This window comes from Dickeya ananatis (genome assembly GCF_019464615.1).
GTDB classification, from domain to species: Bacteria; Pseudomonadota; Gammaproteobacteria; order Enterobacterales; family Enterobacteriaceae; genus Dickeya; species Dickeya oryzae.
In genome coordinates, this window is sequence record NZ_CP040816.1 from 3,232,320 (window position 1) to 3,254,133 (window position 21,814).

Here is a 21,814-nt window from a genome sequence, read left to right on the forward strand (position 1 = left end):
TTCCCTTTCAACGAATTAACCGGCTTTTCCCCGTTCCATCCACTTCTCACCACCACCCGATGCGAATCCGGTTTTCAGAATGGCGAAAGATCGCACTACGACGGTTTTATCCACAGGCAACGAGGAAAAACCAGCCAAAAAATCAGCAAAACCAGCAAAACCACCGTCCGTCAAGGCTGTAAATCAAAACAGTAATCCTGAGTTATCCCGGTTATCCCAAAAATCTGTGGATAACATAGTGTAAAATCCTGTTCATTGTCGGTGTCTTGTCATGAACAAAAACCGGCGGTATGTTTTTCGCTGTGGGGAGCAGGAGAAAAATCATAAAAGAATCATGCTATTATTATTTTTCTCCTGAATAGCTGAATGCCTGACGTTATCCCCCGTTATAGCTGTATTTTTTTTAATCAACCCTGTTATCAGTAACGGATACTCGATCCATGCAGACACCCACGCCCCATCAGGTACCACCGGACAGCGAACACACACTGTTGCTACGGGCGCAAACACTGGCCGGTTACTCACTGGCGGAGCTGGCCCGAATCGCCCAATTACCGCTGCCCGCCGACCTGAAACGCGACAAAGGCTGGATAGGCGTCTTGTTGGAACGTTTTCTGGGTGCCAGTGCCGGCAGTAAACCCGAACAGGATTTCCCTGATATCGGGATTGAATTAAAAACCATCCCGGTGGATGAACAAGGACGCCCACTGGAAACCACCTTTGTCTGTGTAGCGCCACTCACTGGCAACAGCGGTGTCACCTGGGAAAGCAGCCATGTGCGCCATAAATTGGCCAGAGTGCTGTGGATTCCGGTGGAAGGTTCACGCCCTATTCCACTGGGGGATCGGCGTATCGGTGCGCCGCTGTTGTGGAGCCCCAGCCCTGAAGAAGAACAACAATTACGTCAGGATTGGGAAGAATTGATGGATTTGATCGTGCTGGGCAAGGTGGAAAGTATTACCGCCCGTCACGGTGAAGTGTTGCAGTTACGCCCCAAAGCCGCCAATAGCCGGGCGCTGACGGAAGCCATTGGTGAACACGGGCAACCGATTATGACGCTACCACGCGGTTTTTATCTGAAGAAAACCTTTACCACACCGCTACTGGCCCGCCATTTTCTGTTGTAATAACCCAGAGCAGCGGTATACCAAGAGTGCCCCTCTGGGTATATCTCTCTCACCTGATTCCCGGTGCGCCGAGACCACAGCCTGAAAAGAGGGCGGCGATAAATCCGCTTGCCTGTGCGGCATCAGGCCGGAGATAATAGTCATTTACATTTCGTTTAAGGATGTACTGAGATAATGCTCGATTGGATCGCAGACCCTAATGCCTGGCTGGCGCTAGGGACCCTCACCATATTGGAAATCGTCCTTGGCATCGACAACATCATCTTTTTGTCGCTGGTCGTCGCCAAACTCCCTAAACATCAGCAGAATAAAGCCCGACGCATCGGTTTACTCTGCGCCATGCTGATGCGACTCTGCCTGCTGGCGTCAATCGCCTGGGTTATCAGGCTGACCAATCCGCTGTTTAGCGTATTCGGACAAGCCGTTTCTGCCCGCGACCTAATCTTATTCTTCGGTGGCCTGTTCCTTATCTGGAAATCCAGCAAAGAAATTCACGAAACGATTGAAGGCGGTGCGGAAGATCATACATCACAGGTACACTCGTTCCTCGGTGCCATCGTGCAGATTATGCTGCTGGATATCATCTTCAGTCTGGATTCCGTGATCACCGCAGTCGGCCTGTCTGACCACCTGTTTATCATGATGGCCGCCGTGGTGATTGCCGTCGGTGTCATGATGTTTTCCGCACGTCCTATCGGTGAATTCGTCGACCGTCACCCCTCGGTGAAAATGCTGGCGTTGTCGTTCCTGATTCTGGTGGGCTTTACACTGATTCTGGAAAGCGTGGCGATTCATGTGCCGAAAGGCTACATCTACTTCGCCATGTTCTTCTCCATGTCGGTGGAAGCACTGAACCTGATGCGCGGTAAGAAATCCGTCAAAAATCAGTAATTCTCTGGCGGGAAACGGTGCATTCACCGTTTCCCTGCTTATCCTTACGTATCTTTTTAATTTTTTTACCATAAATCCTAACCTCATCCGAACGACGCTTTGCTAGACTGAAAAAATGTTCAATTTTTTTGCTAAACAATAGGTAAATTCAGCATGCGATCCCGGATAACAACCGCCATTGCCCTGACTTTTGTGGTCCTACTCTCCGGCTGTGCCAGCCACTATGTTATCGCCACGAAAGACGGTCAGATGCTGTTGACCAAAGGAAAACCCGTGCTGGATCCTGCAACCGGACTACTCAGTTATACTGATGAAGATGGCGTACAACACCAGGTCAACAACAACGGTGTTTCTCAGGTAATGGAACGCTAAGGGGTGATTCAGGGCGGTTTGAGGGATACGGACCAAACCGCCTTCGTTGCAGCGATCCGGTCAGGGGAACGTCGTTTTTGCCCTGATCAATGCGTAGTCTGACCGCACAAAGGGTCTTCCCCCCTCGCCACGGCTTAGTTATAGTCAAAATTGCGGTGCCGTCGCACCCGCGTTACTCAGAAGAATAAAAAGGAAACCGCAATGCTCTATCACCGTATTCCCCACAGCAGTTTGGAAGTCAGTACACTCGGTTTGGGTACCATGACCTTCGGCGAGCAAAATAGCGAAGCAGACGCCCATGCCCAGTTGGATTTTGCGGTTGCCGCCGGTGTTAATCTGATTGATACCGCAGAAATCTACCCGGTTCCGCCACGGCCGGAAACGCAGGGACTCACGGAGAGCTACATCGGTTCCTGGCTGAAAAGCCGCGGCGGGCGTGAAAAGCTGATCATCGCCAGCAAAGTCGCCGGGCCAGTGCGTCTCAATGATAGTAGCTTGCGCCCGCAGCAGGCGCTGGATCGCAAAAATATCCGCGCCGCACTGGACGACAGTCTCAAACGTCTGAACACCGATTATATCGACCTGTATCAGTTACACTGGCCGCAGCGTCAGACCAACAGCTTCGGCAAGCTCAATTACCAGTACACCCAGGAAAAACCGGCCGTCACACTACTGGAAACACTGGAAGCGCTAAACGAACAGGTGCGGGCGGGGAAAATCCGCTATATCGGTGTATCGAACGAAACCCCGTGGGGAGTGATGCGCTATTTGCAACTGGCGGAAAAACATGAGTTGCCGCGTATCGTCTCTATTCAAAACCCTTATAGTCTGCTGAACCGCAGCTTCGAGGTTGGTCTGGCTGAAGTTAGCCAGCATGAAGGCGTGGAACTGCTGGCCTACTCGCCGCTGGCATTCGGCACCTTGACGGGTAAATACCTCAACGGCGCTAAACCGGCAGGCGCACGTAATACGTTGTTTAGCCGCTTTGTCCGCTACTCGGCCCCCCATACCCAGCAAGCCATCACCGAATATGTGGCGCTGGCGAACAAGCACGGTCTGGACCCGGCGCAGATGGCGTTGGCGTTTGTGCGTCAGCAACCGTTTGTCGCCAGTACCCTGCTTGGTGCGACAACGCTGGAACAGTTAAAAACCAACCTGGATAGCCTGAACCTGACGCTCGGCGAAGAGATCCTGACGGAACTGGAAGCTATCCACCACCGCTTTACCATTCCCGCACCTTGATAATGAACTGTGCTTTGATAATGTACTGCGTCTTCCCAGGAAGGCGCAGTTCCCACAGTACCGTTCAGTCAGAACGCTATGCTAAATAACGCCTGCGCACTGTCATCTTTAATGCGGGTGGCGCGATCGCCTTGATACCCCAGTGACAAATGCATATTACGGGAAAAATCCACTGCCACCCCTGCCCGCATCAGGCGCGTGTTATCCGCCAGCGGCAACCCTTGTGTGGTAAAGGTATCGCCACCGGAAACAAAGCGTAAACGAACCTGATTGTCATCGTGGGTTAAACGATGCTGATAGCCGATATCCCCATACAACGACACCGGCAGGCGTGATAACGGCCGGACTTTCAGGCGCAAGCCACCGGTTGCAAAGGCGCTACGGCTGGTCTCTTTATCAAACGCCAGCGCCGCACTGTTACCGCTCTCCTGCCCTGCCTGATTTTGCAGCCAGACCCAGGCGGTATTGCCATAAGGCTCTACACTGACGTTATCAAAGAAGTCAAAGCGGTGGCTGGCTTCCACAAACCCCTGAGCGAGATTGGCGTGATAATCACCGGTTGCCTGCCCGTCCAGGCCAGAGACAGTAATACCGCGCTGGTTATCGAGCGTGATATAGCTGTAACTCAGGCCAGAGCGCAGATCGAGCGCCAGTGCCCGACCAGACAAATACACACCGGCATGCCAGGCGTTCAGATCACCTCTGGATGCACGAGAGTCCATCGTGATTTGCCCTTTTTCCGCACCAACGGCAACCCCCAACGCCCCTTGTTCGCCAACCGGGGTACCATTGCCAAGCAACACGCCGTAACCATTGTATTTGAGTCCTGCCTGTACGCCATCGCTATCCTGGCGACCCTCATACCCCCAGCTACTGACCCAGGGTTCCACGCCTTTGCCTGCGCTGCTCATGGTGTTGTTCAGAATCTCTCTGACCGACTGGCTGTTTTGAATCAGCGCGTTGCGTGCGCTGGCATAAAACTCACCGTTTAGATTATCAAACGCACGTCGGGCGCTGTCGGCATCCGGCAGATCAGCAATTGCGCTCAATACCGCCGTACCCGATTGGTTATCGATAGCGTTAGCTATCGCACTCTGATTCGCGGTTTGCGCCACATCGCTAAAACGCACACTGTTACGCACCACACTGACCTGCGCGCTTTGCGCGTTATAGGTCAATGCATTGGTCAAAAACAGCGAATTGTTCGTCGACTCCAGTGCATCAAATGCACCGGTCAAGGTGCCAGCCTTCACCAGCGTGAACTGCTCCCCCAGATGGGCGGGAGCTTGCCCAACCAACTTAACCGTCCCGGCCAACTGGGCAGTATTCGTCACCACCAGTTGGTCAGCGTTACCTTGTTGATCGATCTCCACCAGATAAATGGAGCCAGGATCAAAGCGTACATTGCCCACCGTGAGTGTGCCGATTGAATTGCCCGGTGATAATGTGCCGCCATTCTGTACCACGACAGAGCCGTTGATAGTGCCATGCCCACCCAGTATCGCTCCAGATAATACCCAGGCGTCACCGGTCAGACGCCCGGCATCACCGGCGACCTTACCGACAATCAGCTTGCCACCTTCTACTACCGTCGGACCGGCAAAGGTGTCATTCCCTGTCAGGTATAGCGTACCGGCACCCTGCTTACGCAGGCCTACATCCAGCCCAAGCAACGTACTCCCACTGGTGGTGTTTTTCACCTGGCCGATGTCGTTACTCCAGGTACTATCAATACCTTTGGTATCAATAGAGTACAGGGCAAAATTCCCACCAAACGTACCGCTACTGAGGTCGCTGTCCACCAGACGTTTCGCGTTCAGTAAACCGGGGCCTTGTACCGCTTTAAACGCATTGACGACCCCTTGCCCGAATAGCGCCTGATAGTCACTCTGTGACATCACGGTAATATTCTGGTCGGCAGCCGCGCTCAAAATCGCCGCGCGCACCTGATCATCCGTCATACCGTTATAGGGGCTTTTAATTTTCAATGAGCTTATTAGTGTGGTCAGTTCATCATCAGTGAAGGTAATACCGGTATGGGTGGAATACACCTTGATAGCCGTACCGGTGAGCGACTGATTCTCGTCATACTGTTCATTCGCCAGTACCACCGCTTTCGGCAACGCATCACCCGTCAGTGGCGTCGCGGTCGACAACAGCACATCAGCAATCTGCTTGCCACTCATATAGGGAAACGCCTGGCTGACCAGTGCACCGACCCCTGCGACATAAGGTGAAGCGAATGACGTACCGCTAACCCGAAAATAAGTGTTATTGGTGGAGGGTGTGATGATATTAACGCCCGGCGCCAACAGACTATAATCGGTCGCGCCCTGCGCCAGGTTGCTGAACGTGGCAATAAACGCCGCGCTGCTGGTAGGCTGAGAGGGATCATAAGCCATGACGTTAATCCAGGTATTGGCGATATTGTCCTGAAGGCCATTGTTATCCAGCACGGTCGGCAGCGCGGAAAACAGTGTCGGCGTCAGGTGTCCTTCGTTACCGGCGGACATCACCATTAACTGACCCTGACTGGCCAGTACATTCCCTGCGCTGACATAAGCAGGGACCACTGTATTGAGCAGCAAGTCCTGCATGGCAGCCGAGTAAGAGGAAAGCTGATCGGGATAGAACAGAAACCCCCAGCTGTTGCTGATGATTTTCACATCCGGGCGGTTGGTCATATCTACCATACCCTGCAATAAATCCCCAATGGAATTATCCGTTCCCAGCGTTAACAGGTTCGAATCATAGGCAATGCCTTGTACCCCAACCCCATTGCGGGCAGCGCCAATCACCCCGGCGACCCAATAACCGTGCGGACTGGCACTGCTGGGGTCGCTAATCCAGTGTGAACCTGAGTCCACCTTGCCATTGAATTCATCATTACTGGATAAATCCCCGACGCGGTTAATAATGCCAACGGTGACCCCAGCACCGCTGTACCCCAGTGCATACGCATCAGCCGCGTGGATAGAATCGAGCGCAGCACCGTTGCGTAGATATTCAGGTGTGCGAAAATCCTCAGCGGTTGCGGCATAACCCTGAGAAACCGTCCCGCTAATGCTCAGCATCAATAATACTATCGCGAGACATCCTCTCTTAACGCGAACTTTCTTAACGCGAATGTTATCGATGACAACCCGGCAGATATGATGAAAAAAATCCGTTTTTTGGGCATAAGAGGCCCCTAACGTCTGAAACGTCATGCGCATATGACTCATCCTGGCAATGAAAAAATAATAAAATCTCAACGAACGGATCGGGAGATCCGATAATCAAGCAGTACGGGACGTTTTATTTGCTGTGCGAGGAGTGACGCCTTACTCATTATTCCCTTTATGCTTCATTACGCATTGGGGGACAGGTATGAGATGTCGTCACTAAAAGAGAAAATTGATGAATCTAGCTGAACAAAACAATGCTCATTCGTCATCATCATAGTGGTGAAAATACCGCCTGTTGGAGCATACTTTGCCATCATCAACCGCCATCCTTATTCGGTAATACATTCTATTTGACACATTCCATTGCTTCAGAAGCACACTATATTCGTCATAATCATTCGTCATAATCTGTCATACTTCATGTGCCACACCTCAGGTTTCAGATACGGGTTTCAAATACGTTGGGTATCAACTCCCCCCATTAACGCATCGACCTGCAACCCGGTGACCATGAGTCTATTTTTACAGAATGACATCATGTCATAACGAAAATCCGCACTTCTTAATAATATTCTTACACAAGAAAAATGAACAAAACAAGCCATTTCATTTTCAATTTCGTGAAAGAAAATAAAACAGAAACAAAATGAAAATAAATAGAAAGATCAAGAAACAATAACGTAAATAAGGAAATAGGTAAGTTTAATAAATGTAAATCGCAGCAGGGGTGTGAAGGGTGTGTACACGATGAAAAGAAAAAGGCGAACATAGAATAATGTATTCGCCCTTACAAGAATAAAGGTTATTTAATTGACTTCAATAACGTCTGGCGCTGATTTTCCAGTGCCGTCACCCGATTGCAAACATCGTGACCAAAGCGCTGAAAATCTGACTCCTGCTTTTTCCACTCAGTTTGAATGGCTTGTTGCAGCCCCCCCAGATTACCCATCATCGCCTGCAACGGATTACCGCCGCTGCTGCCCAGTTGTTTGACGCCCATTTCATTGAGGCTATCTTGCAGGACACCACCCATTGTCCGCTCGACAATCTGCTGTCCGTCCTGCTCAACCTGCTTAATTGCCTGGTGATGAAAAGCCAAGCCATCGCTACGATGCTCGATAATCCGGTTCATCTGCTGTTTTAGCTGCTCATCCAATGACCCCAGCCGGTTGCGCACATTGCTGTCACTGCCTAGCTGCTGCACAATCACCTTGTCTAATGCCTGGCGCGCTTTCTCCAGGTGTTGGCGTGCCCCTTCGTCAATCCACGGCAGTTGCTGGCGCAATTCAGCCTGATACGACTGAGCCTGCTGACGCTGCGCACTATTGAGGTTCAGCGCGCTGCCGTTGCTCAATACATCCCCTTGCGGTGAAATTTGCAGATTACCGCTGGCACCGACCACGCTCACACTCTGTGGGCTGATAATGATGTCGTCTTGTGGTTGAACATGGCATTGATAAGCTGCCTGCGCTTGCCAGGCCAGTAACATCAATGCTCCCAAGGTCATTTTACGCAACATAAAAACTCCTGAAAAAACGGCGTCAGACACCAGCCGCAACACCCGGCGGCAAAGGCTTTCACCACAGTCATCACCGGCGTACTTCATCGATGATGACCGCAGTGGTGACAAAAAAACGCGCGATTTAACCGAGGTGAGCGGGCAGATCCCACCAAATGTCGAACAAATCGCTGACCGTTACCTCCGTCAACTGATGTGACTCCAGCCAGTTACGTACCAGTTCACGCTGTTCATCGGTGCAGTTACCCAGCTTTTGCAGGCACACCAGACCTTCCCACTGCAGATAGCCGCTACCTTCAAACGCCAGACCGTTTGGCTCGATCACCTCATCAACAAACAGATCCAGCGTGCGATCAATCTCTTCCACACTGGTTCCTTGCGCAAAACGCCAGCTAACCGAAAAACCAAACTCCTGAAACTCATCGATATGCAGTTTCTTGCGTAAACGACGACTCCGATTCTTAGCCATTATTGATTCCTCTCAAACATCAGATCCCAGACGCCATGCCCCAGCCGTTGGCCGCGGGCCTCAAATTTAGTCAACGGCCGTGAAGCCGGACGCGGTACATAATCATTATGGTCAGACAGATTGCGGTAACCTGCGACCGTACTCATCACTTCGAGCATATGTTGCGCATAAGGTTCCCAGTCAGTCGCCATATGGAACACCCCGCCAACCGCCAATTTCCGCAGCACCAGCTCAGCGAACGGTGCTTGTACAATGCGACGTTTGTTATGGCGCGCTTTGTGCCACGGGTCAGGGAAAAACAGTTGCACCATGGCAAGCGAACCATCGGGAATCATTCGCTCCAGCACTTCTATCGCGTCGTGGCACATCACCCGCAAGTTGTCGACGCCCGCTTCCTGAGCAGCCCCCAGACAAGCGCCCACACCGGGGACATGCACTTCTATACCGATAAAATTCTGTTCCGGGTGCTGCTGCGCCATCGTCACCAGCGATGCCCCCATCCCAAAACCAATCTCCAACACCACAGGTGCCTCACGCCCAAATAACTGGGTGAAATCCAGCGGCGCATTCTGATATTCCACGCCCATCACCGGCCAAAAATCATCCAGCGCCTGTTGCTGTCCTTTGGTCAGGCGGCCCTGGCGGCGCACAAAACTGCGGATTCTGCGCAGTGGACGCCCGTTTTCATCGAATTCCGGAGAGATGACGTTATTGATCATAATGCGTTCTGTAAGTCTGATTGGGTTGGGAAAACGCGCATTATCCAAGGATACGGTTGTTTAGCAAGTAGGCGGAGGCGGAAAGTTCCGGTTTACAGTACATTCACTCTGTGCTGCAATCGCTGTCAAATTTTTACCTGCCGGAAAACGACGCCTCTATGATGCAAGCGCAACAGTTCGCGCAACAGGTGCTGGAGTGGTACGAGCGCTACGGACGTAAAACCTTACCCTGGCAACTCGGAAAAACCCCGTATAAAGTCTGGCTGTCAGAAGTGATGCTACAGCAGACCCAGGTCACCACCGTCATTCCCTATTTCGAACGGTTTATGGCGCGCTTTCCTACGGTGCGGGAACTGGCTGCGGCACCATTAGACGATGTACTGCACCTGTGGACCGGGCTTGGCTACTATGCCCGCGCCCGCAACCTGCATAAAGCGGCTCAAACGATAGTCGAACGCCACGGCGGCGACTTCCCTACCCGATTCGATGACATCGTCGACCTGCCCGGCGTGGGCCGCTCCACCGCGGGTGCTATTCTCTCGCTGTCGCTCGGTCAGCACTATCCGATTCTGGATGGCAATGTCAAACGGGTATTAGCGCGTTGCTACGCCGTCACTGGCTGGCCGGGGAAAAAAGAGGTCGAGAAACAGCTGTGGACGTTGAGCGAAACCGTCACCCCGGCGCTCGGTGTCGAAAAATTTAATCAGGCGATGATGGATTTGGGAGCGATGGTCTGCACCCGCAGCCGCCCCAAATGCGAACTCTGCCCGCTCAGTAACGGTTGTGTCGCTTACGCTAACCATAACTGGGCAGAATATCCTGGCAAAAAACCCAAGCAGACATTACCGGAAAGGACCGCCTGGTTCTTGCTGATGCAACAGGCACAGACTGTTTGGCTGGAGCAACGTCCGCCGGTCGGTCTGTGGGGCGGCCTGTACTGTTTCCCGCAATTCACCACGAAAGATGAATTGGTGCAATGGCTCAGTCAGCGCGGCATCCCCCAACAAGGGCTGCGTCAGGGCATTGCCTTTCGTCATACCTTCAGCCATTTCCACCTGGATATTGTCCCGATGTGGCTGGAGGTCTCCGACACAGGTTCCTGCATGGATGAAGGTGCCGGTCTTTGGTATAACTTAGCGCACCCGCCATCCGTAGGGCTCGCCGCCCCGGTAGAACGGTTGTTACGCCAGTTGGCTCAGCCGCAATCGGTCTTCGCTGACGCCTGTGCACATGATGAGGAATAAGCATGAGCAGAACCATTTTTTGTACTTTTTTACAACGTGACGCCGAAGGGCTCGACTTCCAGCTTTACCCCGGTGAGTTGGGTAAACGCATTTATAACAACATTTCGAAAGAAGCCTGGGCACAGTGGCAAACCAAGCAGACCATGCTTATCAACGAGAAAAAACTCAACATGATGAATGTGGAGCACCGCAAGCTGCTGGAACAAGAGATGGTGCAGTTCCTGTTTGAAGGCAAGGACGTGCATATCGACGGTTACACCCCGCCGCAACACTAAATGACAAGGGCCGACAGGCCCTGATGCATTCCTGATCCCGTACGGCTAGATACAATGAAGAAACTGCTTGCTTTGCTGCTTGTCGCCCCGTTGTTGATCTCCTGCTCCAGCAAAAAAGGAGGTGAGAACAACGAGGCGTTTATTAAAGACACCAACGCCTTCGACATTTTGATGGGGCAATTCGCCAATAACATCGAAAACATCTGGGGATTGAACGAGGTTCTGATCGCCGGCCCCAAAGACTACGTCAAATACTCTGATCAATATATGACGCGTAGTCACGTCAACTTCGACGCCGGTACCATCACCATCGAAACCATTTCTTCAACTAACTATCTGTCCAGTTTGCGTCAGGCGATTATCACCACCCTGCTGATGGGGGATAACGCCAGCAATACCGACCTTTATTCCGATGCCAACGATATCCAGATAAGCCGTGAACCCCTGCTGTACGGTCAGGTACTGGACAACACCGGCCAGCCGATTCGCTGGGAAGGTCGCGCGGGTAATTTTGCCGATTATCTGCTGCAGAACAAGTTGCAACGCCGCACATCCGGTATGAAGGTCATCTGGTCAGTCACCATTCAACTGGTGCCGAACCACCTGGATAAACGTGCGCACAAATACCTGCCGATGGTGCGTCAGGCTTCCGAACGTTATGGCATCGACGCCTCGCTGATTCTCGCCATCATGCAAACCGAATCCAGTTTCAACCCGTATGCGGTTAGCCGTTCTGACGCTCTGGGGCTGATGCAGGTGGTACAACACAGCGCCGGTCGCGATGTATTCAAAATGAGAGGTAAATGGGGCCAGCCAAGCCGCAGTTACCTGTTTGATCCAGAGAACAACATCGATACCGGTACGGCCTATCTGGCGATGCTGAAAAATGTCTATCTGTCTGGCATTCAGGATCCGACGTCACAACGCTACGCCATGATCACCGCCTATAACGGCGGCGCGGGTAGCGTATTACGGGTCTTCTCCAGCGATAAAGACACGGCGTTTGGCATTATCAATACCATGTCGCCCAACCAGGTCTACCAGACCCTGACGACACGCCATCCGTCTGCTGAATCACGCCATTATCTGTACAAGGTGAATACGGCGCAGAAAAACTATCGCGGTTATAGCCGCTGATCTCTCGCCGCAACAAGCGGTGTCCGTTCAGGGCACCGCTTGCCTCCAAACCCTCTCTATTTTTTGTCGCTTCCAGCGCCATTTCTGCATCACCTCATTAGCAATGATTAACAAATGACCATTGCAAACGATTGGTTACAGTCATAAGCAAACACTATCTAAAAAGCCAATTAATAGTATTAACGACTAAGAAAACAACATTTAACCAATTAATCACTTATAAAAGACGAAAAATAAAGCATACAAACAAAACAAAGTGAGGGAATCGACGCAGAGAGTTTTTGCCTCTCCGGTCAGGAAACGGTAGCATCGCTGGCGTTTTTAGCTCCCCTGCACAGCAGAAGTAAAAACGCTATTCGTATGATGAAAAGCAAGCCACACGATGAACCAGGCTGTGACACAACAGCTAACTTCATGCTCCTGAATGACAGACGAGGAATCAAACGGGCAATGAATCAACATAAAAATGAGGCCGAGCACCACGCCAAACGGCGTTGGCTCGATTCACACGAAGCGGGTTACCACAAAAGCATGGGTAACCGTCAGGTGCAGATGATCGCTATCGGTGGTTCGATTGGTACCGGCTTATTTCTCGGCGCGGGCGCGCGATTGCAGATGGCGGGCCCGGCACTGGCGTTGGTGTATCTGACATGCGGTATTTTCTCGTTTTTCATTCTGCGAGCACTGGGTGAATTGATCGTACACCGTCCTTCCAGCGGAAGCTTTGTTTCCTATGCCCGCGAGTTTTTGGGCGAAAAAGCCTCTTATGTTGCAGGCTGGATGTACTTCCTCAACTGGGCGATGACTGGCATCGTCGACATCACAGCCGTCGCGCTTTACATGCACTATTGGGGTACTTTTGCCGATATTCCCCAATGGATGTTCGCGCTCGGGGCACTGACTATCGTTACCACCATGAACATGATTGGTGTGAAGTGGTTCGCCGAGATGGAGTTCTGGTTCGCATTGATCAAAGTGGCGGCCATCTCCCTGTTCCTGATCGTGGGCACGATTTTTCTCGGCACGGGCAAAACGCTGGATGGCAACATACCGGGGTTGCACCTGATAACCGATAACGGCGGTCTGTTTCCGCATGGTCTGCTACCCGCATTAGTGCTGATACAAGGGGTTATCTTCGCGTTTGCCGGGGTAGAGCTTATCGGTACCGCCGCAGGCGAGTGTAAAGACCCGGAAAAGACACTGCCCAAAGCGGTCAACAGTGTTATCTGGCGTATCGGCCTGTTTTACGTCGGCTCCGTCATCCTGCTGGTCTGCCTGTTGCCGTGGAACGCCTATCAGGCCGGACAAAGCCCGTTCGTTACCTTCTTTAGTAAACTGGGTGTCCCTTACATCGGCACTATCATGAATATCGTGGTGCTCTCGGCGGCACTCTCCAGCCTTAACTCCGGGCTGTATTCTACCGGCCGCATCCTGCGTTCGTTGTCTCAGGGCGGTTCAGCACCGAAATTCCTTGGCAACATGAACGCGCAGTCAGTGCCTTATGCCGGGATTCTGGTTACCGTCTGTATCCATGTGATCGGTGTATTTCTGAACTATATTGTGCCGTCACAGGTATTTGAAATCGTACTGAATGTGGCTTCGCTCGGTATCATCAGTTCCTGGGCATTCATCATTATTTGCCAGATGAAGCTGCGTCAGGCCATTCATCAGGGCAAAGCCAAACCAGTCTCTTTCCGTATGCCGCTGGCACCGTTTTCGTCCTGGCTGACACTGGCCTTCTTGCTCAGCGTTCTGGTGCTGATGGCGTTGGATTACCCTAACGGCACCTGGACTATCGCTACAATTCCGGTGCTGGCTGTCCTGCTTATCGCGGGCTGGTATGGACTACGCAAACAAAAAGAAGACGCCAACCGCCTGAAAGCGGAGCATGAGAAAACGGCAGGGTAAGTACTAAAGCGCGATTAAAAAAACCGGGGAATCCCCGGTTTTTTATTTAGAAGGATGGAACACGTGGTCAGGATGGAGCCAGCCAGTTAGCGGGCAATCACATTCGCGCACAGACGTTTGCTACCGTCTTCCTGCGCCACACTGTAAACACCCTGTAGTTCCGGCGCAAAGCCTGGCATCAGGTTAATACCGGCTTCGAGAGCCTGGAAATAGTGCAGCACCGCCCCGCCCCACACTTCCCCCGGCACCACGCACAACACGCCCGGTGGGTAAGGCAACGCGCCTTCAGCGGCGATTCGCCCCTCGGCCTCAGCCAACGGCACCAGATCCACCTCGCCACGGATATACGCGGTATGCGCGTCCTGCGGTAATACCACCGCCTGCGGGAAAGAGGCTTTACGGAACATCTCTTTTTGCAGCCGTTTCACATCATGGCTGGCGTAAAAATCGTGCATTTCCTGACACAACTGCCGCAACGTATAACCGGTATAACGCTGTTCATGCTTGCGATACAGACTCGGCAAGACTTCGCTTAACGGCGCGTCCTGCTCGATCAGTTGTTCAAACTGCACCAACGCCGCCACCAGACGCTCCATCTTCGCACGGTCTTCTGCTGGCGTAAGCAAGAACAAAATTGAGTTCAGATCGCATTTCTCTGGAATGATGCCGTGTTCACGCAGGTAGTTGGCGAGAATCGTCGCCGGAATACCAAATGGGGTATAAGCCCCCGTTGCCGCGTCAATCCCCGGCGTAGTCAGCAACAACTTGCACGGGTCAACAAAATACTGTTGCTGCGCGTAGCCTTCAAATGCATGCCAGTTGTCGCCCGGCTCGAAGTTAAAGAAACGCACGTCTTGAGCCATCACATCGGTATCGTGATCCTGCCAGCGTTTCCCACCCACCATCGGCGGCACAAACGGTTTGATAAGCGTACAGTGCTCCAGCAGTTGCTTGCGCGCTTCAATCCCCAGCCTGACGCATTCCATCCACAGCCGACGGCCACTCGGCCCTTCGTGCATTTTGGCGTTAACATCCAGTGCCGCAAACAGTGGATAAAACGGGCTGGTGGAGGCATGCAGCATGAAAGCGTTATTCAGGCGCTTATGCGGACAAAAGCGTTTTTGCCCACGAATATGGTTATCTTTCTTGTGGATTTGCGACGTTTGTGAGAAACCAGCCTGCTGTTTATGAACCGACTGAGTGACAAAAATCCCCGGGTCGTTCTCGTTTAAATCCAGCAACAGTGGCGAACACTGCTCCATCATCGGGATGAACTGCTCATACCCCACCCAGGCAGAGTCAAACAAAATGTAGTCACACAGGTGACCGATGCTATCCACCACCTGGCGGGCGTTATAGATAGTGCCGTCGTAGGTGCCCAATTGAATGACGGCCAGCCGGAACGGCCTGGCTTCATCAGCACGGTCTGGAGCGGCTTCGCGAATAAGCTCGCGCAGATAGCCTTCATCAAAACAATGCGCGTCCACCCCACCGATAAAACCAAATGGGTTACGGGCCGTTTCCAGGTAAATCGGCGTCGCCCCCGCCTGAATCAGCGCACCATGATGGTTGGATTTGTGGTTATTACGATCAAACAACACCAGATCGCCGCGTGTCAGCAATGCGTTGGTCACCACTTTGTTCGCCGCCGACGTCCCGTTCAGCACAAAGTAGGTTTTATCGGCATTAAACACCGTTGCGGCAAATTTCTGCGCTTTTTTAGCGGCACCTTCATGGATCAACAAGTCGCCCAGTTTCACATCTGCGTTGCAGATGTCGGAGCGGAACATGTTTTCGCCATAAAATTCGAAAAACTGACGGCCTGCCGGATGCTTGCGGAAAAATGACCCGCCCTGATGTCCTGGGCAGGCAAACGTGGTATTACGCATGCCAACATACTTAGACAACGTGTCAAAAAACGGCGGCAACAAACGAGCCTGATACTCCGCAGCCACTTTTTCCAGTTGCAGCGCGTGTTCTCCGCCTTTATCCAGGCTCAGCCACTCGCTGCCCGGCGGCAGCAGTTCCTCACTGGTGTGCCACGGCTCGCGCACCACGAACGCCGGGATACCGAAACCGGAGTGATGCATCACCGACAGGATGCCACTGCGCGCCTCCTCAACCGACACCACGACGGCCGCGATATCGGTAAAATCGGTCTGACTGAGCGCCACAATCGGACGCAAGGTGATTAGACGGGAGGCAACCGCCGCATTAGCCGCAATTTTTAACTGTTTCATGTACCCAAACCCAAACGGTCAAGAATGAGTGTACGTGCCTGAAAGACACCGCGCAGAGATAACGCTACGTGTTAAGCGTAACGTACCCCATCAACTACTGCCCAAAACGACAAACAGCATGCCAGCTAACCGCGACAAATGTATGACCCGCGCCAGCGGCACAGGGAAATACGCATCATCTGGGACCAGCACCGTCCGATAGACATCAGTAAAATCAGAGACCGAATGGCTCTATTTTTAATCATGCCTAACAGTGGGCGTCAGCACGCCTCACCGCATGGTGGTAAGGGATAATCGGGAAAACAGGGATAACAGGGATGGGATTAACGCAATGCGTTCAGAGTGCGGCAATAAAAGCGGAGATCCGGCGCACGGTGTCTGTACCATGGGCGTTGAATCTGACATATCCGCAATCCTCTAAATAACCGCAGGTGGAAGGTAAGCTAAAAACCGCGCAATAGTGGCATTATTTTTCACCGAATTCAAGAAAACGAATGTGACAGTATTTATCGGCGCATTACCGCCTGCCATCAGGCTTGCCAACGCCCTTCCCCACTCGACAAATCAACGGCGAACAAGGGCAGCTGGCTGAAAATAGACCAACCGCAGCGATTGTGACAGAAACTCGTTGACGCTCATCGCGATATACGGTTTAATGCGCCCCGTTGCCCGGATAGCTCAGTCGGTAGAGCAGGGGATTGAAAATCCCCGTGTCCTTGGTTCGATTCCGAGTCCGGGCACCACTTATTCAGAAAAACCAGCCTACGGGCTGGTTTTTTGCTTTTGGGAAACAGGGTTCGATTCTCTACGAAGGGACAATTGTGCCTCCCCTTCACCATGATTTTGGCTCATATCCTGATAGCGTGACGGCCAGATATCCTCCGGCTGCTTTCCCAATGCACCAGCAATTAATCTCTCACCTTTCGGCCAATGTCTTGTCAATGCGTTAGCGAGTGTTGAAGACGCCAATCCAGATGCTCTTGATACCGCCGCCAGTGTTGTTCCTCGTTTTCTTAACCCGGCAATGATATCTGCCGGATGCCAGTCCTTATCAATCATCCCCATGTTCCTTATTCTCTAGCCTCACATTAAACACCTTTTGTTCAGAGAGTCTAAACAACCACGATGTTAAGTAGTGCTAAACATGCTATCAATATTCTTATTGATGGTGCCATTATGCTGCCCATTCGCCTTAAAACTGCTCGCCTACGAGCCAATCTCACTCAGGAAAAGCTAGGCGTACTGGCGGGTATTGAAGAAGCTACTGCGCGATCACGCATATCCCAGTATGAAAGCGGAATACATCGCCCAACGTTTGAAATGATGTGCGCGTTTGCTAAGGTGCTTAATGTGCCGGAGTGTTATTTTTATACGGTTGATGATGATTTTGCGGAAATAATTTTAAAATTACATAATGGTGAAATGGTTCAATGGAAAAAATAAATCGATCCATATAAGAATTTTGAAAATTAAACTAATAATATGGCGACTGGTTGTTTTAACTACTACCTAAGAGACCAATCTTATTGGTGGTGGAACCGGACGGAGTTGGTCTTACCGGCCTGACCCTGACCCAAAATCAGTGCAGTGCTAAATCAGAGATCTTCGTCTTTCCGGAGACTTCGGATAAATTCAGCCGGAGTCATGTCATTTAATGATGAATGCGTTCTCTCATGATTGTATTCCCTGCGCCAGTTGTCGAGTTTCTCCTGCGCATCTTCCAGTGATAAAAACCAGTGAATATTCAGGCATTCGTCGCGCAGGCTACCGTTAAATGATTCAATAAACGGATTATCTGTCGGTTTTCCGGGGCGGGAGAAGTCCATCGTGACACCGTGTTCATACGCCCACTTATCCAGACTTTTCGAGATAAACTCGTTGCCGTTATCCGTCTGAATACGTACCGGCAGGCGCTTATCCAACACCCGCAGCGCTTCCATTACGCTGACCACATCGTCACCTTTCAGGGATTTTCCAGCATGGATCGCCAGGCATTCCCGACTAAAATTATCCACTACAGTCAGTGCCCGGAAACGCCGCCCGTTAAACAGATTATCCGACACAAAATCCATACTCCAGCACTGATCGACATGCGTCAGCGTCGGGCGCTGCTGACGGCGTGCTGCACTGACATGCCTGCGGGGCCGCTTTCTGCGCAGATTCAGTCCTTCCAGACAATAAATCCGGTGGGTTTTCTTGTGGTTAACAGGCCAGCCTTCCCGGCGTAACTGGATATGAACGCGTGGACAACCGTAGCGTATCCGGGTTTCTGCTATCTCCCTGATGCGCAGGATATTGTGAAACGCCGGGAGACGCCAGGCAAGCGCATCTCCGAACTGGAAATTGATACAGCGGTAAAAATGCCCCCATCATTGAACTAAAGCAGCAATATCAACGATTGCAGGAAGCACGGGCGGTAAGCGTTAATACGGAGCCGTGGCGATCATTCGTTTCAGACGATGATATTTCCGCGTTGAACCGCTTTGCTGAGTACTGTGATAACCCGGAATCAGGTGGTCATGACCTTGAGAAAGAACAGGTGAAACGACTTGAAAAAATCGGGTTATTACGGCGTTCGGGGCGTATCAGCTTCACCACGGATTTTAGCGATTTCGTGCTGTCTACCGCTGGCATCAATCTCAAGGGGGAGTAGGCATGCCCAGGGTTAAAAATCGTGAAGGCATGATGATTGAACTGCCTGATTTGTCGAAGCACCTGCCTAAAGTGGAAGTTCCTGACGGTCGTTTCTCCAGGCCCAAGAACAAAATCACCAAAGCGCAGCGGGCAGAGCTGCGCATGAAGTTCGGCGGGCGCTGTGCGTATTGCGGCTGCGTTCTCCCTGAAAAAGGCTGGCATGCAGATCACGTTGAACCGGTTCGACGGGATTTTGAATTTGTCCAGACACCTGCTGGAAGCGGAGTAACGCATGTTGCCAGAAGCACTGGTAAAGTCATGCATCCAGATCTGCACACAATAGAAAACCTTTTAATAATGAACGTGAAGCCAGCGCGTTAACCGTTTCTTCGGGTAGTGCTGATGCTGCCATCGGGGTGAGAATAACTCCGGGGCTGACAGCATTGACTCTTATACCTCGGGGGCCACATTCCATAAACCACTACAGAATAACCAGTACAGGGTGTAAGTGAGGTCAAAACAAGCAGGAAGCAGGGTTCACTCCATAGACTGAATTTACCTAATGATAGCGAGAATCCCATCCTGTTTAAGGAATTCAGTATGACTACCCATTCTCATGCCTACTGTGTTGCCGCTGTGCAGGCTGCACCTGTCTATATGAACCTCAATGCCAGTATTGATAAAGCGATAGTCCTCATTACCGAAGCTGCGAAAAACGGTGCCAGTCTGGTTGCGTTCCCTGAAAATTTTCTGTCTGGTTACCCATGGTTTGTCTGGCTTGGCACTCCTGCATGGACAATGCAGTTTATGAATGACTACCATAAACAAGCGCTTGTTGTCGGAAGTGAGCAATATCAGAGGCTTGAGAAAGCTGCTGCTGATAACCGGATTCACCTTGTAATGGGATTTACTGAGAGAGATAACGGAAGCCTGTATATGTCACAGGCAATCATTGACGATAAAGGCAAAACCATCGCTACTCGTCGCAAGCTGAAACCTACGCATGCTGAGCGTCTTGTATTTGGAGAGGGCGATGGTGGTGATATTGCCGTGCACGAAACTGCATTGGGTAAACTAGGTGCACTATGTTGCTGGGAACATATTCAGCCTCTGACAAAATTTGCCATGTACAGCCAGCATGAGCAGATTCATGTCGCTGCGTGGCCAAGTTTCTCACTTTATACTGAAGTGACGCCCGCAATCGGTGGTGAGGTGAATACAGCTGTTTCACGCACCTATGCCGTTGAAGGCCAGTGCTATGTCATTGCGCCCTGTGCAATCACCCCTCAGGACACTGTCGATCTTTTATGCTCAACCGATGAACAACGCGCACTGCTCAAAACCGGTGGTGGCTTCGCACGCATTTATGGCCCTGATGGTGCTTCCCTTGTTGCCCCCCTTGGTGAAGACGAAGAAGGTATTCTTTACGCTGATATAAATCTTGATGCTGTAACAATGGCCAAGGTTTCAGGGGATGCTGTTGGTCACTATTCTCGAAATGATGTCACCCGGTTAATTTTCAATAACCAATCTTTGCGTCCTGTTCACAGGAATGATGCTCCACTATTTGATGATGGAGTTAACACTTTTTCAGAAGATGAAGAAGCCTGATTAAAACTATATTAAATAGGGTAAGATGATGAGCAAATTTTCGCCTGATGATGTTCGCTATGAGAAACGGATGGTTATAATGCTTGCCCTGCTTTTCGGCGTTGTGGGGCTTGATCGACTGGTCGTTGTTTATTTGTTTCCGATATTGATACCCGCGCTGGGTCTCAACAACTTACAGGCTGGTGCTATTGCGTCCGTGCTTGCCCTTACTTGGGCTGTTTCATCATGGGGATTGGGTAATCTATCGGATATTATTGGCAGAAAGAAAGTATTGATCTTCTCATCGGCATTTTTTTCTCTTATGACTTGTTTTACTGGTGTTGTAAAAGGCTTTAGTGAGATGTTAATAGTCAGAGGGCTGCTTGGAATTGGAGAAGGTGGGGTATTCAGCAGTAGTGTAGCCGCAATCTCCGATTTCTCTCGGCCAGAGAAGAAAGGCTTGAATCTGGGACTACATCAATCATTTTTTCCTTTACTTGGGATCGGATTGGGTCCTGTCATCGCCACTCAGATGAGTGGGTATATGTCCTGGCACTGGATTTTCTTCATCTTAGGGATACCTGGTTTCGCTATCACCCTATGGCTGATAAGGACCATGAAGTCGCCATGTATTACACATGACTCTTCACATAACATGCCTAAAAATAATCTCTGGCAGGTACTGTGTTATCGTAATATCTGGCTGACAACCCTCATTGGCTCATTATTCCAGACCGGACTCTTTGTCTTTTCGACTTTTGTCACTTTGTATCTCACCCAAGTAAAATCCCTGCCACTGTCTACTGCTGGTTTGATTGTATCCGGTTGGGGATTTGGCGGTTTTATTGGCATGATTGTAGGCCCTGCAATTTCTGACTATGTCGGAAGGCGTGCGGTTCTCGTTACCTGTGCCGCGGCTTATGGAGTGCTCATGCTTGGGTTCGTGTTTTACACACATACTCCTGTCGCTATGTTTTCTATTCTGTTCATTGCTGGCATTTTTGGTTTTAGTCTCGCACCACTTTTTCTCGCAATTATTCCAGGGGAGTCAGTTCCAGGGAATATGATTGGAGTCGCAGTGGGCATACCGACAGCCATAAGTGAACTTGTTGGTGGTGTGCTAATGCCTGTTATTGCCGGTGGAATAGCTGACCATATTGGTCTGAAGGCCCCAATGCTGATCGTTGGTGGTGTTTCATTAGCCTGCGCTTTTATTGGCATATTATTGATTGAAACAGCCCCTCGTCTGGTCAGGCAAATACAGTTTAATGAATGAGTTA

18 protein-coding genes, 1 tRNA gene and 2 pseudogenes are annotated in these 21,814 nt (G+C 51.2%); 13 read left to right on the plus strand and 8 right to left on the minus strand.

Annotated features, from left to right (window positions below; genetic code table 11):
- Positions 1–440 precede the first annotated feature (440 nt).
- From mutH to FGI04_RS14290, 4 genes are all read left to right on the plus strand, one after another.
- Positions 441–1,127 carry a DNA mismatch repair endonuclease MutH gene (gene mutH, locus FGI04_RS14275; protein ID WP_342700456.1) on the plus strand — a complete coding sequence of 229 codons (687 nt, stop codon included), beginning with the start codon at positions 441–443 and terminating at the stop codon, positions 1,125–1,127.
- A 174-nt stretch (positions 1,128–1,301) separates the two neighbouring features.
- Positions 1,302–2,018, plus strand: a complete 717-nt coding sequence (locus FGI04_RS14280) for a TerC family protein (RefSeq protein ID WP_407274681.1) — start codon at positions 1,302–1,304, stop codon at positions 2,016–2,018.
- Positions 2,019–2,171: 153 nt separating this feature from the next.
- On the plus strand, positions 2,172–2,390 hold the full coding sequence (locus FGI04_RS14285; protein WP_038903568.1) for a YgdI/YgdR family lipoprotein: 219 nt from the start codon (positions 2,172–2,174) through the stop codon (positions 2,388–2,390).
- Positions 2,391–2,591: 201 nt separating this feature from the next.
- A complete protein-coding gene (locus tag FGI04_RS14290) occupies positions 2,592–3,632 on the plus strand; it encodes an NADP(H)-dependent aldo-keto reductase (RefSeq protein ID WP_407274680.1) in 1,041 nt (346 codons plus the stop codon).
- 68 nt (positions 3,633–3,700) lie between these two features.
- Here FGI04_RS14290 and FGI04_RS14295 read toward each other — a convergent pair whose 3' ends face one another.
- The 4 genes from FGI04_RS14295 to trmB form a co-directional block, all read right to left on the minus strand.
- Positions 3,701–6,847: an autotransporter domain-containing protein gene (locus FGI04_RS14295; protein ID WP_407340094.1), complete on the minus strand. Its 3,147-nt coding sequence runs from the start codon at positions 6,845–6,847 to the stop codon at positions 3,701–3,703.
- 754 nt (positions 6,848–7,601) lie between these two features.
- Positions 7,602–8,318, minus strand: a complete 717-nt coding sequence (locus FGI04_RS14300; protein WP_407320969.1) for a YggN family protein — start codon at positions 8,316–8,318, stop codon at positions 7,602–7,604.
- 124 nt (positions 8,319–8,442) lie between these two features.
- Entirely contained in the window at positions 8,443–8,787 is a 345-nt protein-coding gene (locus FGI04_RS14305; RefSeq protein ID WP_016942156.1) for a YggL family protein, read from the minus strand.
- Entirely contained in the window at positions 8,787–9,506 is a 720-nt protein-coding gene (trmB, locus tag FGI04_RS14310; RefSeq protein WP_407336898.1) for a tRNA (guanosine(46)-N7)-methyltransferase TrmB, read from the minus strand. Before trmB ends, FGI04_RS14305 begins: the two co-directional genes overlap by 1 nt.
- A 158-nt stretch (positions 9,507–9,664) precedes the next feature.
- Here trmB and mutY point away from each other — a divergent pair, with 158 nt between their 5' ends.
- The 4 genes from mutY to ansP all read left to right on the plus strand — a co-directional run bounded on the left by mutY (position 9,665) and on the right by ansP (position 14,070).
- Positions 9,665–10,750, plus strand: coding sequence for an A/G-specific adenine glycosylase (mutY, locus tag FGI04_RS14315; RefSeq protein WP_407336899.1), 1,086 nt, complete (start codon positions 9,665–9,667; stop codon positions 10,748–10,750).
- 2 nt (positions 10,751–10,752) lie between these two features.
- Positions 10,753–11,025: an oxidative damage protection protein gene (locus tag FGI04_RS14320; protein ID WP_016942159.1), complete on the plus strand. Its 273-nt coding sequence runs from the start codon at positions 10,753–10,755 to the stop codon at positions 11,023–11,025.
- A gap of 54 nt (positions 11,026–11,079) precedes the next feature.
- Positions 11,080–12,162 (plus strand): membrane-bound lytic murein transglycosylase MltC, encoded by a 1,083-nt coding sequence (gene mltC, locus FGI04_RS14325; RefSeq protein WP_038903562.1) that lies wholly within the window; start codon positions 11,080–11,082, stop codon positions 12,160–12,162.
- A 450-nt stretch (positions 12,163–12,612) separates the two neighbouring features.
- Complete coding sequence (gene ansP, locus FGI04_RS14330) at positions 12,613–14,070, plus strand: L-asparagine permease (protein WP_407336900.1); 1,458 nt, start codon at positions 12,613–12,615, stop codon at positions 14,068–14,070.
- A gap of 86 nt (positions 14,071–14,156) precedes the next feature.
- On the opposite strand, the gene FGI04_RS14335 is transcribed toward ansP, so the two are convergent.
- Positions 14,157–16,310 carry an ornithine decarboxylase gene (locus FGI04_RS14335; protein WP_220178252.1) on the minus strand — a complete coding sequence of 718 codons (2,154 nt, stop codon included), beginning with the start codon at positions 16,308–16,310 and terminating at the stop codon, positions 14,157–14,159.
- Positions 16,311–16,977: 667 nt separating this feature from the next.
- Between FGI04_RS14335 and FGI04_RS14340 the strand changes: the two genes are divergently transcribed.
- Positions 16,978–17,053 (plus strand) — tRNA-Phe (locus FGI04_RS14340).
- Between the two features lie 19 nt (positions 17,054–17,072).
- Here FGI04_RS14340 and FGI04_RS14345 read toward each other — a convergent pair.
- Positions 17,073–17,369: a helix-turn-helix domain-containing protein gene (locus FGI04_RS14345; protein WP_342699220.1), complete on the minus strand. Its 297-nt coding sequence runs from the start codon at positions 17,367–17,369 to the stop codon at positions 17,073–17,075.
- Between the two features lie 117 nt (positions 17,370–17,486).
- On the opposite strand from FGI04_RS14345, the gene FGI04_RS14350 reads away from it, so the two are divergent.
- Positions 17,487–17,753 carry a helix-turn-helix domain-containing protein gene (locus tag FGI04_RS14350; RefSeq protein ID WP_192990203.1) on the plus strand — a complete coding sequence of 89 codons (267 nt, stop codon included), beginning with the start codon at positions 17,487–17,489 and terminating at the stop codon, positions 17,751–17,753.
- Positions 17,754–17,905: 152 nt separating this feature from the next.
- Here FGI04_RS14350 and FGI04_RS14355 read toward each other — a convergent pair.
- Positions 17,906–18,598, minus strand: a pseudogene (locus tag FGI04_RS14355) (IS3 family transposase); the annotation flags it as partial.
- Positions 18,599–18,965: 367 nt separating this feature from the next.
- Between FGI04_RS14355 and FGI04_RS14360 the strand changes: the two are divergent.
- Positions 18,966–19,295 (plus strand): annotated as a pseudogene (locus FGI04_RS14360) (HNH endonuclease); the annotation flags it as partial.
- Here the strand turns inward: FGI04_RS14360 and FGI04_RS14365 are convergent.
- On the minus strand, positions 19,261–19,419 hold the full coding sequence (locus tag FGI04_RS14365) for an SDR family oxidoreductase (RefSeq protein ID WP_342699980.1): 159 nt from the start codon (positions 19,417–19,419) through the stop codon (positions 19,261–19,263). The pseudogene FGI04_RS14360 and the gene FGI04_RS14365 overlap by 35 nt on opposite strands.
- Before the next feature lie 125 nt (positions 19,420–19,544).
- Here FGI04_RS14365 and FGI04_RS14370 point away from each other — a divergent pair, with 125 nt between their 5' ends.
- Positions 19,545–20,555, plus strand: coding sequence for a carbon-nitrogen hydrolase family protein (locus FGI04_RS14370; protein WP_407336902.1), 1,011 nt, complete (start codon positions 19,545–19,547; stop codon positions 20,553–20,555).
- Positions 20,556–20,580: 25 nt separating this feature from the next.
- The gene (locus FGI04_RS14375) at positions 20,581–21,810 is read left to right on the plus strand and encodes an MFS transporter (RefSeq protein WP_407320965.1); all 1,230 of its coding nucleotides are present in this window, start codon (positions 20,581–20,583) and stop codon (positions 21,808–21,810) included.
- Positions 21,811–21,814 lie beyond the last annotated feature (4 nt).

Coding starts and splice junctions, on each gene's coding strand:
- mutY (WP_407336899.1), top strand. CDS start 9,665: ATGATGCAAGCGCAACAGTTCGCGCAACAGGTGCTGGAGTGGTACGAG.
- FGI04_RS14365 (WP_342699980.1), bottom strand. CDS start 19,419: ATGGAATGTGGCCCCCGAGGTATAAGAGTCAATGCTGTCAGCCCCGGA.
- FGI04_RS14345 (WP_342699220.1), bottom strand. CDS start 17,369: ATGATTGATAAGGACTGGCATCCGGCAGATATCATTGCCGGGTTAAGA.
- mutH (WP_342700456.1), top strand. CDS start 441: ATGCAGACACCCACGCCCCATCAGGTACCACCGGACAGCGAACACACA.
- FGI04_RS14280 (WP_407274681.1), top strand. CDS start 1,302: ATGCTCGATTGGATCGCAGACCCTAATGCCTGGCTGGCGCTAGGGACC.
- FGI04_RS14370 (WP_407336902.1), top strand. CDS start 19,545: ATGACTACCCATTCTCATGCCTACTGTGTTGCCGCTGTGCAGGCTGCA.
- FGI04_RS14300 (WP_407320969.1), bottom strand. CDS start 8,318: ATGTTGCGTAAAATGACCTTGGGAGCATTGATGTTACTGGCCTGGCAA.
- ansP (WP_407336900.1), top strand. CDS start 12,613: ATGAATCAACATAAAAATGAGGCCGAGCACCACGCCAAACGGCGTTGG.
- trmB (WP_407336898.1), bottom strand. CDS start 9,506: ATGATCAATAACGTCATCTCTCCGGAATTCGATGAAAACGGGCGTCCA.
- mltC (WP_038903562.1), top strand. CDS start 11,080: ATGAAGAAACTGCTTGCTTTGCTGCTTGTCGCCCCGTTGTTGATCTCC.
- FGI04_RS14335 (WP_220178252.1), bottom strand. CDS start 16,310: ATGAAACAGTTAAAAATTGCGGCTAATGCGGCGGTTGCCTCCCGTCTA.
- FGI04_RS14320 (WP_016942159.1), top strand. CDS start 10,753: ATGAGCAGAACCATTTTTTGTACTTTTTTACAACGTGACGCCGAAGGG.
- FGI04_RS14285 (WP_038903568.1), top strand. CDS start 2,172: ATGCGATCCCGGATAACAACCGCCATTGCCCTGACTTTTGTGGTCCTA.
- FGI04_RS14375 (WP_407320965.1), top strand. CDS start 20,581: ATGATGAGCAAATTTTCGCCTGATGATGTTCGCTATGAGAAACGGATG.
- FGI04_RS14290 (WP_407274680.1), top strand. CDS start 2,592: ATGCTCTATCACCGTATTCCCCACAGCAGTTTGGAAGTCAGTACACTC.
- FGI04_RS14305 (WP_016942156.1), bottom strand. CDS start 8,787: ATGGCTAAGAATCGGAGTCGTCGTTTACGCAAGAAACTGCATATCGAT.
- FGI04_RS14295 (WP_407340094.1), bottom strand. CDS start 6,847: ATGCGCATGACGTTTCAGACGTTAGGGGCCTCTTATGCCCAAAAAACG.
- FGI04_RS14350 (WP_192990203.1), top strand. CDS start 17,487: ATGCTGCCCATTCGCCTTAAAACTGCTCGCCTACGAGCCAATCTCACT.